This is a genomic window from Kribbella sp. NPDC104740, from assembly GCF_055583505.1.
This window is the reverse complement of record NZ_JBVJNV010000007.1, coordinates 340,727-356,555: the sequence shown is the minus strand read 5'-3', so window position 1 is coordinate 356,555 and position 15,829 is coordinate 340,727. Positions and strand designations below refer to the sequence as shown.

Sequence of the window (15,829 nt, the reverse complement as noted above, 5' to 3'; positions counted from 1 at the left end):
GACACTGGTACGACGGTGTCGATCAGGTCACACGCCGCCGGTACTTGCCGCTCGCGGTGGTCGGTAGTTCGGTCGCGAATCGCACTGTCCGTGGGACTTTCGCCTTCGGCAGCCTGGTACGGGCCCAGGCGATCAGCTCCGCCGGCGTCAACTCTCCAGTCGGTACGCCGGACGCGCGCGACGCCGGCGCACGTCGTACGACGGTCGCCTCCAGGCGCATCCCGTACTCCTCGTCCGGTACGCCGTCGACGCGCACCTCGGCGACCGCCGGGTGCTCGAGCAGCACGTTCTCCACCTCGGCCGGGAAGACGTTCTCGCCACCGGTCACCACCATGTCGTCGGCGCGGCCGTCGACGAAGAACCGCCCGGCCGCGTCGCGGTGCCCGAGGTCGCCGGAGTCGCTCATCCCACCGAGCCGCCGGCGCCGCCCGCCGTCGGCGTACTGCCGGAACTCGAGCCGCCCGGCGACGCACAGATGCCCGGCCTCGCCGTCCGGCACGCGGTTTCCCGCGTCGTCGAGGATCGCGACCTTCACGCCGGCGGCGGGCCGCCCGATCGTCCCCGGTGCTGTTCGAAGGTCGGTGGGCGTCGCGATCGTCGACCAGCCTTCCTCGCTGGAGCCGTAGAGGTTGTGGACGACGTCGCCGTACGTCGTGCGCAGGCGCTCGGCGACGACCGGGTGCAGCTGCCCCGCGCCGCTGATCACCGCGGCTGGGCGCGCAGGCCCTTGTCCACGGGCAATCCGAGCCAGGACAGGTGGTACGCCGACGAGCACGCATCCCGGGTGCGCCTGGAGAAACCCAGCGACGGCATCGGCGTCGACCTTGCGCCACAGCACCACCGGCATGCCGAACGCCAGCCCGAGCGCGAGGAACCCGAGACCGAACCCGTGGAAGAGCGGCACGGTCAGCATCACCGGCCCGTGCACCGGCAGGAGGCCGAGCAGCGTGGCGATCGGCAGGCTCTGGGCGATCCGTACTCCCCCACGCTCGACCTCCTTCGGGACGCCGGTGCTGCCGGAGGTCAGCAGGATGATCTGGCCCCGCCGCCGAGTGCTTGGTCCGCCGGCCGGGCCGCCGGCGTCGCCGGGATCACTCCGCAGCCCGGGCTCGGCAGGCACCGGCGCGTGCAACACCACATCCGAGCCCCTGCGCAGCGCCGCCGCGACAGCCACGACGAAGCTCCTGTGATTCGGCTCCCGAACATGAACGCGCGCCCCGCGCACCTCGGCCTCTTCAACCAGGCGGTCGAGCTCGGCATACGTCAGCGAACCATCCTCGTCGACCAACGCGACCCCACCCGGATCCTTTAGCGCCGCCACCCTCACCAACGCACCCAGCGTCAGCCCCTGCACCCACAACACCCGCACCACCCGCGGCCGCCAGAACGGAACAGCCCGCAGCAACCTCACCAACCCGATCAGCGTGACCATCGCAGCACCTTCGCCTGCACCGCCTCACAGGGGCCCTGAGCAACGGATGCCGCAAGCGCAACCGGCCGCACCCACCAAGGCACCAGCAACCGCGGCCGGTCCACCAACGCCCGCCCGATCACCTCAGCCGCAGCCTCGACAGTCAAACCCGGCAGCCGAGCGTCGTACGTCGGCGCACTCATCTCCGTGTGCACCAACGGGAAATGAATCGACGTCACCCGCACCCCGTCCCGCCGGATCTCCGGCGCGACACACCGCAACCACGTCTCGAACGCCGCCTTCGACGCGCTGTACCCCGCCCACTGCGCGACCGGCAGGTCGACGTTCAGGCTGCTCACGTTCACGACATGCCCTGACCCCCGAGCCCGCATCCCCGGCAACAACCCGGACAGCAGTCGCGCCGGCCCGAGGTAGTTCACCGAGTCCGTCCGCGTCACATCATGGAACCGTCCCTCGGTCGCCGAAAGCGACCGCCGGATCGACTTGCCCGCGTTGCTGACCACGACATCCACCCGCCCGTGATCGGCCAGTACGTCCGCGACCAACCGATCCACAGCCTCCGGATCCGCAAGATCCACGCCGTACGCCGTCGCCCGCCCGCCGCTCGCCGTGATCCGATCCGCCAACCCCTGCAGGCGATCCAGCCGCCGCGCGGCGATCAGCACGTGAGCCCCGGCGCCCGCCAGCAGTTCCGCCGTACCGGCGCCGATCCCCGACGACGCGCCCGTGATGAGCACGACCCGGTCGCCGACCGCGGCCTCGAGGCGGGCCGGTGCGACGCGCGACCAGGACGGGCCGAGCAGCAGCCGGTAGCCGGCGTGGATCACACCCATCATTCAGTGTCGCATCCGCCACCTTTTGTTGGCGGCGGGCCGATCCGCGGGCGATCGTGGTCGGATGGAGCCCTTGACCAAGACGCTGTTCGACGCGATCGACCACGTGGGGGTCGCGGTCGCCGACTTCGACGAGGCCGTCCGGTTCTACGCCGACACCTACGGGATGACGGTCGCGCACGAGGAGGTCAACGAGGAGCAGGGCGTCCGCGAGGCGATGCTGTCGGTCGGCGACTCGGGCTCGTCGATCCAGCTGCTCGCACCGCTGTCGGACAGCTCCCCGATCGCCAAGTTCCTGGACCGCAACGGCCCCGGCATCCAGCAGCTCGCCTACCGGGTCGGGAACATCGACGAGGTCTCCGCGATCCTGCGCGAGCGGGGCGCGCGGCTTCTCTACGACGAGCCGCGCCGTGGCACCGCCGGTTCCCGGGTCAACTTCATCCACCCGAAGTCCGCCGGCGGCATCCTGGTCGAGCTGGTCGAGCCCGCGGCCGACGCCCACCACTGATCAACCCCTTCGCACCCGACGGATTCGCCTCCTCCAGGCGGGGCCGAGTTCGCCTGCGGCTGCTTGGACAGTGGTGGGTGTCGGTCGGCGTCACTCCACCACTCACCAACCCCCGTCCACCCCGCTGATCCGCGCCCACCTGAGCGTGGGCCGACCGGCGACGCGACACTTACTGAGTGCTGCACGTCCGCCGACCTGAGTGCTGCCCGTCCGCCGACCTGTGTGCTGCCCGTCCGCCGACCCGATCGTCTCCGTCTGCTGACGCTGCGTGAAGTTCTGTTCAAGACGCGCGCCCGACGGTCACAACCGGTGAGTACGGAGTTAGCCTGGTGAGGTGCTGATGGACAGCGCTCCGGATCGACATCGCCCCGTCGCAGCGGGGTTCCGGCACGACGCCTTCGTCTACACCGATGAGGAAGACTTCGTCCGGCAGACCGCCGCGTACGTGCACGACGGCCTGAACGCCGGCGAGACCGTGGTCGCGTTGCTTCCCGAGGACCGCAACAGCCTGCTGCGCAAAGCGCTCGAGGGCGTCGCCGACCAGGTGATCTGGCTCGACATGACCCAGGTCGGCCGCAACCCGGCCCGGATCATCCCGCTCTGGCGGCGCCTCCTCGACCAGGCCCCCGACATCCCGCTGCGCGGCCTCGGCGAGCCGGCGTACCCGGGCCGCTCCGGCGCCGAGCTGGACGAGTCGGCCCTGCACGAGCACCTGCTCGGCGTCGCCTTCGGCGGGTACGCCGGCCGCTTCCAACTCCGCTGCCCGTACGCCGCCGAGCTCGGCGTCGACCCGGCGGCGCTGCACCCACCCCAGCCGGAGCAGGGAGCCGACGCGCGGTTCCGGCGCCCACTGTCCGCCGTACCGGCCGGTGCGGAGCAGCAGAAGTTCGGCCTCAGCGACCTGACCGCCGTACGCCGCCGCCTGAACGGCGCGGCCGGGTCGCTCGGCCTCAGCGACGACCGGTTCGACGACCTCGAGCTGGCGCTGCACGAGATCTGCACCAACAGCGTCCGCTTCGGCGGCGGCCACGGCACCCTGTCGTGGTGGACCACCGACGACCAGCTGATCTGCGACGTCGCCGACGACGGCCGCATCGACAACCTGCTGATCGGCCGGGTGCTGCCGCCGGTCGACGGCCTCGGCGGCCGCGGCGTCTGGCTGGCCAACCAGCTCTGCGACCTGGTGCAGGTCCGGTCCGGCGCGGACGGTACGCAGGTCCGGCTGCACACCAGCGCCCGCTGACGCCGTACTGACATCGAAGGACAGCGCGGCGATAAGACCACTGCCGCCGGTGGACTGGAAAAGTGACGGTGGTCTCACCCGGCCCGAACTGTGTCACGCAGCACAGCCACCCGGGCATACTCGACGGTAAGTTCCGCTCACCCGACCGCCGCTCCAGGAGGTATGACGTGAAGCAGATCCTCGACGCGATCCTTGCCGGCGACAGCGCAGCCGTCGGCGGGCTGGACGTCCCGGACCACTACCGGGGCATCACCGTGCACGCCGACGAGGCCGGTCTGTTCGAGGGCCTGGAGACGAAGGAGAAGGATCCGCGGAAGAGCCTTCACCTGGACGACGTCCCGACGCCGGAGCTCGGCCCCGGGGAGGCACTGGTCGCGGTGATGGCCAGCGCGATCAACTACAACACGGTCTGGACGTCGATCTTCGAGCCGGTCTCGACGTTCTCGTTCCTCAAGCGCTACGGCAAGCTGTCGCCGCTGACCGCCCGCCACGACCTCCCGTACCACGTCGTCGGCTCTGACCTGGCCGGCGTCGTCCTGCGCACCGGCCCCGGCGTCAACGCCTGGAAGCCCGGCGACGAGGTCGTCGCGCACTGCCTGTCCGTCGAGCTGGAGTCCCCCGACGGCCACAACGACACGATGCTCGACGATCAGCAACGCATCTGGGGTTTCGAGACCAACTTCGGTGGCCTCGCCGAACTCGCACTGGTCAAGTCGAACCAGCTGATGCCGAAGCCCTCGCATCTCACTTGGGAAGAGGCCGCATCGCCCGGGCTGGTGAACAGTACGGCGTACCGCCAGCTCGTCTCCGCCAACGGCGCGAACATGAAACAGGGCGACGTCGTCCTGGTCTGGGGTGCTTCGGGTGGGCTCGGTTCCTACGCGACACAGTTCGCGCTGAACGGCGGCGCGATCCCCGTCTGCGTCGTCTCGTCGCCCGAGAAGGCCGAGATCTGCCGCGCGATGGGCGCCGAGCTGATCATCGACCGCAACGCCGAGGGCTACCGCTTCTGGTCCGACCCGACCACCCAGGACCCGAAGGAGTGGAAGCGCTTCGGCGCCCGAATCCGCGAACTGACCGGCGGCGACGACCCCGACATCGTCTTCGAGCACCCCGGCCGCGAAACCTTCGGAGCCTCCACGTACGTCGCCCGCCGCGGCGGCACGATCGTCACCTGCGCGTCGACGTCCGGCTACATGCACGAGTACGACAACCGCTACCTGTGGATGAACCTGAAGCGGATCATCGGCTCGCACTTCGCCAACTACCGCGAGGCCTGGGAAGCGAACCGGCTGATCGCGAAGGGAATGGTGCATCCCACGCTGAGCCGGGTGTACCCGCTGGAGGAGACGGCGCAGGCGGCGTACGACGTACACCGGAACCTGCACCAGGGGAAGGTCGGAGTGCTGACACTGGCACCGACCGAAGGCCTCGGCGTCCGCGACGAAGAGCTGCGGGCGCGGCACCTGGAGGCGATCAACCGCTTCCGGGACAAGTAGGTCAGGTTCCGCGGATCGCCAGGACGATCGCGACGACGACCGAGACGATCAGCGCGAGGAACAGGAAGTCGTAGGAGAAGAGGAACCGCAGCACACCGAGCGGCAGCCGGGCGAGTTCTCTCGTCCGGCCGCCCGGCGCCCGCTCGGAGCGCTCGGGCCGCTCGGTCGCGAGCTGGGTCCAGTGCTCCGGGGTCGCGGTCAGTCGCCTGTCCTCACTGCGGAGCTGGACGACCCCTTCCGCGTCGACGGTGAGCTGGATCGACCTGTTGCCGCCAACGCGATCGGTCACCAGCCAGACGTACCCCGGCGTGGACTCACTGACCCGCCGCAGCCCGCGGTACTTGCCGTCCGGTACGTCGAACTCCCGCACGACCAGGTAGGTGTCGCGATGATCCGGCCCCGGCGAGCCAACCTGCTCGCGGACCGTGCCCCTCAGAGTCCAGCGCAACCTTTTGCGCAGCCGCTCGACGGCAGGCTGAAGTTCGTCCCGAGCCTCGTCGGCGCGTCTGCTCGCGACCTTCCAGGCGCTCTTGAACTGCGCGCGATCGGTGGTCCTGGGCGGGCGATCGGTCTGATGCTTGAGCTCGTCGAGCGAGGGGAGGTCTGGGTAAGGGTCCGGCGCCCGACGGATGCCGGACGGAAGGCTGCGCCAGGCTGCGGCCGAGGGGTCCTCGAAGGCCGGCCCGGAGGGCGGCTTCCGCTTGCGGCGACGGGACTTGGGGATGGTGCGGTCCCTTCTCGCGGGGCGGTGGCGGCTGGGCGGTTTCAGCTGCCAGGTTACGGACAACTGCCGAGTGCAGCATCACCAAACTCCGGGCGACCACCAGCCGGCTCCCCGGCGACAACCACCCCACCGCAGCACCGAACCCGCCAGCAGCCACCGCTCCCCACACAGCCGCCGTCACCACCGCGTCCACCCCGGGCGACCCGTCGGCCACCCGGCCACCCGGCCACGCCACCTGGCCCCAGCGCTCGGCCTCGTCCCACCCGACACCGCGAGCCCCCTCCCCACAGAGGGGGCTCGTGGGCCGCGCCGGGCCGCGCACGGATCGGCCGTTCGGGCGACTACCAGCCGGGTCAGCAGGCGCCAACCACCACCGCAGCACCAGCTAACCCGCCAGCGGCCCCCACCCCCACCCGGCGCCAACGCCTCACCCCCTCACCACAGAGGGGGCGGGTGGGCCAGACAAGGAGCCCACAAATCGGCCGTGGGGGCGACACCAACCGGCCGCACCACCGCCCGGAGCACCGCCGGTTAGGTGTGTGAGGCCGGTCTCTGACAGGCTTACGCTGGGGGTTTCATCCGCTCCGCCAGAAGGGACACTCAGGGATGGGCGACGAGTCGAGCCTGCCGTTCTTCGACCGTACGGCGACCGCGGCCGGGGGATTCCCCGTCGCACGCCGTGGGTACGACAAACACGCGGTGGACGACTACGTCCGCGCGCTCGAGGCGCAGCTGGGCGAGGCGCGGAGCAAGGCCGAGGAGTTGCAGGCCGGGTCCGCGCCGTTGCAGAAGCAGCTGGACGAGGCGAAGCGGCAGCTGGAGGCGAGCGCGAACCCGTCGTACGCGGGGCTCGGTGACCGGGCCGCGCAGATCCTGCGGCTGGCCCAGGATCAGGCGTCGGAGGCGCTCGAGGAGGCCCGGCGCGAGGCCGAGGAACTGCGGTCGACGGCGAACAAGGAGGCCTTGGCGTCCCGGGCGACGGGTGAGCGCGAGGCGCAGGACATCCGTACGGTCGCGTTGAACGAGGCCGACTCGATGCGCCGGACGGCCGAGGGTGATTCGGCGGAGATTCGCCGTACGGCGGAGACCGAGGGTGCCGAGGTGCTGGCGGCGGCGCGGCGGAAGGCCGAGCAGCTGCAGCTGACGGCGGAGTCGCAGTCGAGCACGTTGAAGAACGGTGCGCTGCACGAGGCGGAGAAGATCCGGACGGCGATCCAGCGGGAGTCGGCGGCGCTGCGGGCGCGGCTGGCCGACGAGCGGGAGCAGCAGGCGAAGGAGCTGGCGGACAAGCACCAGCAGATCGCGGCCGACACGGAGAACCTGACGACGCAGATGAAGGAGGCCGCGGAGGCTTCCGAGCGGCGGGTCGCGGAGGCGACCGAGCAGGCGCGGAAGATCCGGGCGGAGGCGGAGGAGTCGGCGGAGCGCACGCTGACCCGGGCGCGACGCGAGGCGGAGCAGGTGCTGACGGCTGCGCGGACGCGCGCCGAGGCGGAGCTGGCGAGCGCGGCCGACGAGGCGGAGCGGTCGCGGACGATCGTGGCGCGTGAGACCGAGCGGCTGGCGAAGCGGCGGGACGGGATCCTGGCGCAGATCGCCGGGCTGAACGACATCGCGAGCAACATCGCGCGGCAGGCGGCGGAGCTGGATTCGGAGACGGCGGCGCCGTCGTACAACCCGTTCTCGGCGCCGTCGAGCGCGCCGGGCGGTTCGTCGGCGAGCCCGTTCTCGTACTCGCCGCCGGCGCCCTCGTTCGACGCGCCGAGCAGCGAGCCGAGTTCGTACGACGCGCCGCGCGCTGAGGCCAACTCGTACGACGCCCCGGCCGCGAGCCCGTTCGCGAAGGAGACCGAGTCGGGCGACGCCCCGAGCGGGAGCACCACGTCGGCCCGGCCGTTCGCGACCGAGTCGGAGAAGTCGACCAACTCGTACGACGCGCCCGCGAGCACCAGCCCGTTCGCGACCGAGGGCGGAACGGACTCCGACGCCTCGGCCAGCCCGTTCGCCAAGGACAGCGGCACGGACGTCGGCTCGTCGGGGAGCCCGTTCGCGAAGGACAGCGGCACGGACGCCGGCTCCTCGGCCAGCCCGTTCGCGAAGGAGACCGAGGCGAGCTCGGGCTCGTACGACGCTCCGGCGAGCAGCACGAGCGCGAGCCCGTTCGCGAAGGACGACAGCGCCTCCGACGCGAAGGCTTCCGCGAACCCGTTCGCCGACGACGCGAAGAACAACCCGTTCGCGGTCCCGGCGGGCGACACGGCGTACCCGGTGGACTCGTCGTACACGGCTCCGGGCGACAACAACTACCCGGTGGACGCGAAGGACGAGGTGTTCACCGGCAGCAGCCCGTTCTCGGGGCCGGACGCGGGGTCGGCGCGGGTGGACGAGACGCGGATCGACACCGGGCTGCGGGTCGACCCGGACGTGCTGGCCAAGGAGAAGGAGCTGGACGAGCCGAAGGACTCGACGAAGATCGACGAGTTCCGGCTCGAGGACCTGGCCGCGGAGGAGACCCGGATCACCGGGGAGAGCCCGTTCGCGCCGAAGAACAGCAAGAACGACGCCGCCGACAAGGATGAGAAGTGACGCCAGCCGGCGACGACAACTCCACCGAAGACAGCAAGACCCCGGGCCGCCCGCAGCAGGGCGGCCCGGACCAAGAGGCACAGACCGCGGGGGCCACAGAGGTCCCCGCGGAGCCGCGCGCACAATCCGCTGACGCGGAGCAGGCCGCGCCCGACGCGCAACCCGCCGACACCGAGCAGGTAGCAGCGGAGTCGGGCACGCAGCCCCAGCAGGTCGCGGCGGTAGAAGCTGCTGCCGCGGAAGCCAAGGCCGCGGCAGCTGACGCCGAGCGCGCCGCGCAGAAAGCCGACGTCTCGGCCGACGAAGCGGACGAGTCCGCCGACGAGGCCGAGGTCTCCGCCGACGCGGCCCGCGAATCGGCAGCGGTCGCCGAGCGCTCAGCCGCCGAAGCAGACACCGACGACAACCTCGCCGGCCAGCTCCTGATGGACGAGCGCCACCCCGACGACGGTATGGGTCGCCCCGGCCCTCCCCTGCGCCGCTCGAATCCCTTCGTGTTCGGCTTCTTCGCCGCCCTCGGCGTCCTGGTCGCGTGGGGGCTGTGGAACGCGCTCGGCCAGGCCAAGTCCGTCCTGATCCTGCTGGTCGTCTCGATGTTCATCGCGGTCGGTCTGAACCCGCTGGTCGAGTGGTTCATGCGCCGCGGCCTGAAGCGCGGCCTGTCGGTCGGCGTCGTCTTCATCCTGATGATCCTCGCGGTGGCCGGCGTCGGGTTCGCGATCGTGCCGGTGGTCACCGACCAGATCAACGGGCTGATCAAGAACGCCCCCGAGTGGCTCGACCTGCTGACCAAGTCGAAGACGCTGAACGAGCTGAACGACCGTTACCAGTTCATCCAGAAGGCCCAGGACTACATCCAGGACCCGGCGCTCGCGCAGCGCGCGTTCGGCGGGATTCTCGGGGTCGGCAAGGTCGTCGCGAACGCCCTGTTCTCGGGCTTCACGATCCTGATCCTGACCCTGTACTTCCTCGCCTCGCTGCCGACGGTCAAGCGGGCGGCGTACAGCCTGGTCCCGTCGAGCCGCCGCAAGCGGGTCTCGATCCTCGGCGACGAGGTCCTCGGCCGGGTCGGCGGTTACGTGAGCGGTCAGTTCCTGGTCGCGCTGTGCGCCGGGTTCTTCATGTTCGTGTTCCTGGAGATCGTCGGGCTCAACCAGTACGCCGTGGCGCTGGCGATCGTGGTGATGTTCACCGCGTTCATCCCGATGGTCGGTGGCCTGATCGGTGTGGTGCTGGTCGCGGCGATCGGGTTCACCGACGGGCTGTGGGTCGGCGTCGCCTGCCTGGCCTACGGGATCATCTACCAGCAGATCGAGAACTACGTCGTCGCGCCGCGGATCATGCGCCGCGCGGTCGACATCCCGGGTGCGGTGACGGTGATCGCGGCGCTGCTCGGCGGCGCGCTGCTCGGTGTGGTCGGGGCGCTGCTGGCGATCCCGACCGCGGCCGCGGTGCTGCTGATCATCCGCGAGGTCTGGGTCCGTAAGGCGGACGCATCCTGAAGGTGCCCACGGCAACCGACCTGGCCGCGTACAGCCTGCTGCGGCAGCACCCGTTGACGCGCTCCTGGGTCGCCGACGACGTCCGCCTCGTGCTGCTGGCTGAGCAGCACGAGCTGGACGTGAAGCTGGCGAACGACCTGGAGATCGCTCGCCAGCGGGCGGAGGTGTACGCGCCGGGTCAGCCGGCGGAGCTGCTGCTCAACCGCTGGACGCCGGTCGGCGACCTGCACGCGATGCTGAGCATGCGGTACGAAGGCGGCGACGCGACGAAGCCGTTCGTGGACGCGACGCCGCTGACGCGGGCGGTGCGCGCGGAGGATCTGGTGCCGCTGGCAACGGCCGCGCGGGCGGCGTACGGCGTACTCGCGCCGAGGTATCTCAGACTGTGGAGCGCTGAGCCGCTGAACGCCTTCGAGGGCACGCAGGTCGACCGCCGCTTCCTCGCGGCGCCGACCGCATCCCTCCGCGGCCGCGAGACCCCGCCCGAACTGAGCTTCGCGACCGCGAAGAACCTCGACAACTACCCGCGGGCTGTCGCGGCCTATGCCGCCATCGATGCGGCACATCCCGATCACCCCGACCAGGCCAAGATCGAGACCGCCGAAGACCTCGCCGAGTCCGTCGCGGCCGGCCTGCTGTACGACGTACTGGTCGACAACGAATGGGCCGGCTACGTCGGCGCGCACGTCAACGACGAGACCCTCGGCCTGCCCGCGTACGTCGTCCAGGAGTTCATCCTCGACCCGGCGTACCGCGGCCGCGGCTACGGCCGCCACCTCCCGGCCCTGCTCGCCGAGGCTCTGCCGGACGACCGCCCGATCCTGCTCGGCGTCATCCACGCGGACAACCGCTCGGCTTTGGAGGCCGCCAACGCCTCCGGGCGGATCGACGTCGGCGGCTGGTTCCAGGTCCCGCTCTAGGCAGACAGCTTGCTCACTTCAGGCCCGGAAGGGTCGAGCACAGCGCACGCGCGCGGATATCCGGCCTGGCACCCGCGCATCGTCATCAGCGCGGTGTAGTAGTCGATGTGCCGGAACCCGTCGGTCTCGCCGCGCGCGAACGCCTGGTGCCGGATCGCGCTCACCCAGCGGTAGAACGCGTCGTCGGGGATCGGCACGTACGCCGTCGGCGCGAAGTTGCGCAGGTCCTCGGCGTGCTCGGTGTGCAGCAACGTCCGGACGGCGTGCCGCGGCAGCTCGTGGTCCATCGGCAGGTCGGCCAGGTAGATCGCCCGTTCGGTGATCCGCGCGGTGTGCTCGTGGTCGCGCTGCGAGCTGTGCCGCCAGTGCGTGATCACCGTGTCCGGCTGCTGGTCGCGGATGATGGTGGCCAGCTCCAGCGCGACGTCGTCGGTGTCGGGCAGGAAGCCTTCGCTGTAGCCGAGCACCATGAAGTCGGCGCCGATCGCGGTCGCGAACGCCTCGCCCTCGGCGACCTTCTGCCGCCGGTACTCGGCCGGCGACAGCCGCGGGTGCCCGCGCTCCCCCGGCGTCAGCGCGACGATCGTCGCGTTCGCGCCCTCGAGCACGAGCTTGGCCAGCGTCGGCCCGGCCGACAGGTCCATGTCCCCGATGTGGCCACCGACGGCCAGGACTGATCGGTTCACCGGTACCTCCCGCTCGCGTCTTGGGTAGAAAGTTACCTAGACCCTACGCGAGCGGTCAACGAATCACGCCAGGAAGGGCGTCAGCACCGCGAGGAAGTCGTCGAGCCGCTCGGCGTGCACCCAGTGCCCGGCCTCGGCGACCACCTCGTACCGGACCTGCGGGAACAGCGCCTCGATCGCGGCCCGGTGATCCTGCTGGACGTAGTCGGACTTGCCGCCGTAGACGAACAGCGTCGGACCGGCGTACGAGCCGGTGATGCCGTCGGGCCAGCCGGAGATCTCGGGCAGCGACGCCTCGATCACCTCGAGGTTCGGCCGCCAGCGGGCGCCGTCCTCGTCGAGGATCAGGTTCTGCAGCAGGAACGCCCGCGTCCCAGGCGTCGGTACGGCGGCCTGCAGCTGCGCGTCGACCTCCGCGCGGCGCTGGATGTTCGACAGGTCGGCGTTCCGCATCGCCTGCGAGTACTGCTCGAACTGCGGCGGGTACGAGACCGGCGCCGCGTCGACGACGACCAGCCGTTCGACCACCTCGGGGTGGGTGAGCGCGGTCAGCATCGCGGTCTTGCCGCCCATCGAGTGCCCGACCAGCGCGACCGGGCCGACGCCGAGCGACTCGACCGTCTCGCGGACGTCCTCGGCCATCTCGGGGTAGCTCATCGCCGGCACGTGCTCGGAGTTGCCGTGGTTGCGCAGGTCGAGCGCGTAGACCCGGTGCGACGCCGCGAGCCGGCGGGCCGCGGTCATCCAGTTCCGGCCGGAGCCGAACAGGCCGTGCATCACCACGACCGGCGTACCACTCTCGCCGTACGACGTGACGGGAAGCTTCATGCGGAAGGCCTTTCTAGCGGCGGCGTTGCCAGCAGGCGGTGTGCCAGTGGCGGCGCTCGTCGAGCGACTGGGCGCCGCCGATCGCCGCGAGCAGGCTCGGGTTCTCCGGCCAGACCACCACGTGCGGCGTGTTCGGCAGGATCGTCTGGTCGCACCCCGGGCAGCGGTACGCCTTGGTCGACGCCGTACCGCTGACGCGGCGGACGATCCAGTCGCCGTCGCCGCGGCTCTGCCGCTCCTGAGTACCGCCGAGCAGCGGCCGGTCGCTGACGGGCCGCGTGTGCTTGGAGGGCTTGCGCCGACGGGGTGACATGTCGCCCTGAAGCCTATCCGCCGCCGGGCAACCCTCCGCGCACGGCCCGACTCAGCGCCGCCGCGCCACGGCGTACGCCGCGGTACCGATCAGCTCCATCGACACCTGCAACCGTTCCAGGCTCACGTTCTTCGCGATCGTGTCCTCCGGCGAGTGGTACGGCGGTTCGAGCAGCGCCGGCGACGACTCTCCACGCCACGAGAAGTTCGCTGCCGCGATCCCGACCTCCTGGAACGACTGGTGGTCCGAAGCCCCACGCGTCACCGGCCCGACCAGCTGCGCGTCGTACCCGAGGCGCTGACCGGAGGCCCGTACGGCGTCGGTCGCCGCGTTCGCCAGCCCGTCGAACGACAGCAACCAGTACACGATCGCCGGATCCCAGCTCGTCGCCACCATGTCGTTCTGGAACACCGCCCGGTACCGATCGCGCTGGTCCTGCGCGAGCTGCGCCACGTGGTACCGCGACCCGATCAGCCCCTGCTCCTCCGACCCCCACAGCGCGAACCGCAGCGTCGCATCGGTCGGCAGCTTCGCCAGCACCCGGGCAAGCTCGAGCGTCAGCACCGTCCCGGATCCGTCGTCGTTCGCGCCGGGCGCACCGATCACCGTGTCGTAGTGCCCACACACCATCACGATCGGCGAGTTGCTGCCGCGCCCACGCCGCTCGCCGATCACGTTGTTCGACACGAGGCTGCGGTGCGCCGTCGTACCGATCGACAACGGCAGCGACGTCACCACCGCGAGCGCCTCCCGCAGCAACCGCTTCTGCACCTGCGCCACCCCGACCACCGGGATCGGCGCATCCGTCAGCCCGCTCGGCTGGAACGCCGCAGCCCGCCGCGGGAACACCTGATCCGCCGGCAGCAGGACCACCGCCACAGCACCCCGCGCCGCAGCCTCGGCAACGAATGCCGGCCGAGCAGCCGCCAGGTCATCAGCCAGTACGACGGCGCCCGCCACATCCGCCGGCCACACCGGCGCCGCAGCAGCACCGACGTCGCGCGCCACACCCTGCACGGTCACGTTGAGCTTGCCGCCCGGCGCCGCGCCCGCCTGCCAGCAGATGTCGTCCGGCAGCAGGTTCCGCGGGTCGCCAATCTGGGCGGTGAACTTGTCCGCGACCGGGAACGGCTCCAGCCGGGTCCGGTAGCCGAACCTGTCCAGCTGGCCGGCGATGTAGTCCGCGGCCCGCTTCTCGCTGACCGTGCCGCCGATCCGCGGGCCGATCTGCTCGGACAGGACCTTCAGGTGCTGCAGCGCCCGCTCCGAGGAGAGCCCGTTGACGATCTGCCGGTCGTACCGGTCCAGCTGGGGTGGGCGGGCCGCACCGGGCCGCTGGTCGTCAGCGGCCCAGGCGGGCGTGGACAGGGCGGTTGTGGTCAGGGCGGAGGCGGCGGTCGCACCGGCGACGGCTCCGAGCAGGCCTCGACGACTCAGTTCGGTCATGCAGGTCTCCCTTGGGCGAAAGGTCGGCCCCGAGACCAGGAACCTAACCGATTCCCGCGCTGGTCGCCGTACTTCGTGGAGAGTTGCTCACTTCTCGGCGGCGCGCAGCTCGCTGCCGACGTCGTGCATGTGCCCGAGGCCCATCCGGTACGACTCGACCAGGCCCGTGCTCAGGTACGGCATCCCGATCTTGGCGCAGTAGTCGCGCACGATCGGCTGCGCGAACCGCAGGTTGGCGCGCGGCATGCTCGGGAAGAGGTGGTGCTCGATCTGGTAGTTCAGGCCGCCCATCATCCAGTCGGTGACCAGGCCGCCGTCGACGTTGCGCGAGGTCAGCACCTGCTTCTCCAGGTGACCCCAGTTGCTGTCGTCGTCGGGCATCTCCATGCCCTTGTGGTTCGGCGCGAACACACTGCCCAGATGCAGGCCGAACAGCGCGTGGTGCAGCGCGGCGAAGGCCAGCGCCTTACCGGGCGACATCACCAGGAACAGCGCGCTGAAGTAGAGCACGACGTGCGCGGCCATCAGGCCCAGCTCGACCCGGGCGTCGTGCCGCTGCCGGCGGGAGAGCAGGAACTTCAGGCTCGACACCTTCAGGTTCAGGCCCTCCAGCGTGAGCAGCGGGAAGAAGACCTTGGCCTGGTGCCGGGTGAGCCAGCCGTGCAGCCCCTTGCGGCCCTCGGCCTGCTCCAGCGTCCAGACGAACACGCCCTCGCCGACGTCCGGGTCCTTGTCGGTGTGGTTCGGGTTGGCGTGGTGCCGGTTGTGCTTGTCGTTCCACCAGCCGTAGCTCATCCCGCAGACCAGGTTGCCGTGCAGCTGGCCGATCAGGTCGTGCAGCTTGCGGGAGCTGCCGATCTGCTGGTGCCCGGCGTCGTGCCCGATGAAGGCGGCCCGGGTGGTGAAGATCGCGAGCGGCACCGCCAGCAGCAGCTGCAGCCAGGAGTTGCCGAGCAGCAGCACCCCGATCCAGGTGGCGGCGATCAGCGCGACGTTCAGCCCTATCGAGACCGCGTACGACGCCGTACGGCGTTCCAGCAGGCCGGCCTCGCGGACCTGGCGCAGCAGCGGCGCGAAATCGCTGCCCCTCGACTGTCTGGGTGCGTCGGCCACTGCGAGCGGCTGTGCCATCGGGTTCCTCGTCTCATCAGGTGCGGATGCTTACCCGATCAACCCTGGTGCCGGCGGGCGCCCGGCACACGCGGGCTACCACCCGAGTGACCTGGGGGTTAACCCGCTGGTCAGGGTGGGTCTAGCACCACTGATCCGGACCCGGCGCTCGGTCATCATGGTGGGAGTACGGACCGGA

14 protein-coding genes are annotated in these 15,829 nt (G+C 70.7%); 6 read left to right on the top strand and 8 right to left on the bottom strand.

Annotated features, from left to right (window positions below; genetic code table 11):
* Positions 1-22: 22 nt before the first annotated feature.
* Positions 23-1,432 carry an AMP-binding protein gene (locus ACZ6Z4_RS32175; RefSeq protein ID WP_465573135.1) on the bottom strand — a complete coding sequence of 470 codons (1,410 nt, stop codon included), beginning with the start codon at positions 1,430-1,432 and terminating at the stop codon, positions 23-25.
* Positions 1,420-2,265 (bottom strand): SDR family NAD(P)-dependent oxidoreductase, encoded by an 846-nt coding sequence (locus ACZ6Z4_RS32170; RefSeq protein WP_465573132.1) that lies wholly within the window; start codon positions 2,263-2,265, stop codon positions 1,420-1,422. The genes ACZ6Z4_RS32175 and ACZ6Z4_RS32170 overlap by 13 nt, the downstream gene beginning before the upstream one ends.
* A 64-nt stretch (positions 2,266-2,329) precedes the next feature.
* Here ACZ6Z4_RS32170 and mce point away from each other — a divergent pair, with 64 nt between their 5' ends.
* From mce to ccrA, 3 genes are all read left to right on the top strand, one after another.
* Positions 2,330-2,773, top strand: coding sequence for a methylmalonyl-CoA epimerase (mce, locus tag ACZ6Z4_RS32165; protein WP_465573128.1), 444 nt, complete (start codon positions 2,330-2,332; stop codon positions 2,771-2,773).
* Between the two features lie 340 nt (positions 2,774-3,113).
* The gene (locus tag ACZ6Z4_RS32160) at positions 3,114-4,016 is read left to right on the top strand and encodes an anti-sigma factor RsbA family regulatory protein (protein WP_465573416.1); all 903 of its coding nucleotides are present in this window, start codon (positions 3,114-3,116) and stop codon (positions 4,014-4,016) included.
* A 167-nt stretch (positions 4,017-4,183) separates the two neighbouring features.
* Positions 4,184-5,515, top strand: coding sequence for a crotonyl-CoA carboxylase/reductase (gene ccrA / locus ACZ6Z4_RS32155; RefSeq protein ID WP_465573125.1), 1,332 nt, complete (start codon positions 4,184-4,186; stop codon positions 5,513-5,515).
* A gap of 1 nt (position 5,516) precedes the next feature.
* Here ccrA and ACZ6Z4_RS32150 read toward each other — a convergent pair whose 3' ends face one another.
* Positions 5,517-6,302: a hypothetical protein gene (locus tag ACZ6Z4_RS32150; protein ID WP_465573121.1), complete on the bottom strand. Its 786-nt coding sequence runs from the start codon at positions 6,300-6,302 to the stop codon at positions 5,517-5,519.
* A gap of 543 nt (positions 6,303-6,845) precedes the next feature.
* On the opposite strand from ACZ6Z4_RS32150, the gene ACZ6Z4_RS32145 reads away from it, so the two are divergent.
* Genes ACZ6Z4_RS32145 through ACZ6Z4_RS32135 form a run of 3 tightly spaced genes read left to right on the top strand, consistent with a single transcriptional unit; the run spans position 6,846 to position 11,247 of the window.
* The gene (locus ACZ6Z4_RS32145) at positions 6,846-8,825 is read left to right on the top strand and encodes a transposase (RefSeq protein ID WP_465573116.1); all 1,980 of its coding nucleotides are present in this window, start codon (positions 6,846-6,848) and stop codon (positions 8,823-8,825) included.
* Positions 8,822-10,327, top strand: coding sequence for an AI-2E family transporter (locus ACZ6Z4_RS32140; RefSeq protein WP_465573110.1), 1,506 nt, complete (start codon positions 8,822-8,824; stop codon positions 10,325-10,327). The genes ACZ6Z4_RS32145 and ACZ6Z4_RS32140 overlap by 4 nt, the downstream gene beginning before the upstream one ends.
* Positions 10,328-10,329: 2 nt before the next feature.
* Positions 10,330-11,247, top strand: a complete 918-nt coding sequence (locus ACZ6Z4_RS32135; RefSeq protein ID WP_465573103.1) for a GNAT family N-acetyltransferase — start codon at positions 10,330-10,332, stop codon at positions 11,245-11,247.
* On the opposite strand, the gene ACZ6Z4_RS32130 is transcribed toward ACZ6Z4_RS32135, so the two are convergent.
* The 5 genes from ACZ6Z4_RS32130 to ACZ6Z4_RS32110 all read right to left on the bottom strand — a co-directional run bounded on the left by ACZ6Z4_RS32130 (position 11,244) and on the right by ACZ6Z4_RS32110 (position 15,651).
* Positions 11,244-11,933 carry a PIG-L deacetylase family protein gene (locus ACZ6Z4_RS32130; RefSeq protein WP_465573014.1) on the bottom strand — a complete coding sequence of 230 codons (690 nt, stop codon included), beginning with the start codon at positions 11,931-11,933 and terminating at the stop codon, positions 11,244-11,246. The genes ACZ6Z4_RS32135 and ACZ6Z4_RS32130 overlap by 4 nt on opposite strands.
* A gap of 63 nt (positions 11,934-11,996) precedes the next feature.
* Positions 11,997-12,761: an alpha/beta fold hydrolase gene (locus ACZ6Z4_RS32125; RefSeq protein WP_465573007.1), complete on the bottom strand. Its 765-nt coding sequence runs from the start codon at positions 12,759-12,761 to the stop codon at positions 11,997-11,999.
* A gap of 13 nt (positions 12,762-12,774) precedes the next feature.
* The gene (locus ACZ6Z4_RS32120; RefSeq protein WP_363664648.1) at positions 12,775-13,074 is read right to left on the bottom strand and encodes a hypothetical protein; all 300 of its coding nucleotides are present in this window, start codon (positions 13,072-13,074) and stop codon (positions 12,775-12,777) included.
* A gap of 51 nt (positions 13,075-13,125) precedes the next feature.
* Positions 13,126-14,520, bottom strand: coding sequence for a M28 family peptidase (locus ACZ6Z4_RS32115; RefSeq protein WP_465573005.1), 1,395 nt, complete (start codon positions 14,518-14,520; stop codon positions 13,126-13,128).
* An 87-nt stretch (positions 14,521-14,607) separates the two neighbouring features.
* Positions 14,608-15,651: a fatty acid desaturase family protein gene (locus ACZ6Z4_RS32110; protein ID WP_465573003.1), complete on the bottom strand. Its 1,044-nt coding sequence runs from the start codon at positions 15,649-15,651 to the stop codon at positions 14,608-14,610.
* Between the last annotated feature and the right edge of the window lie 178 nt (positions 15,652-15,829).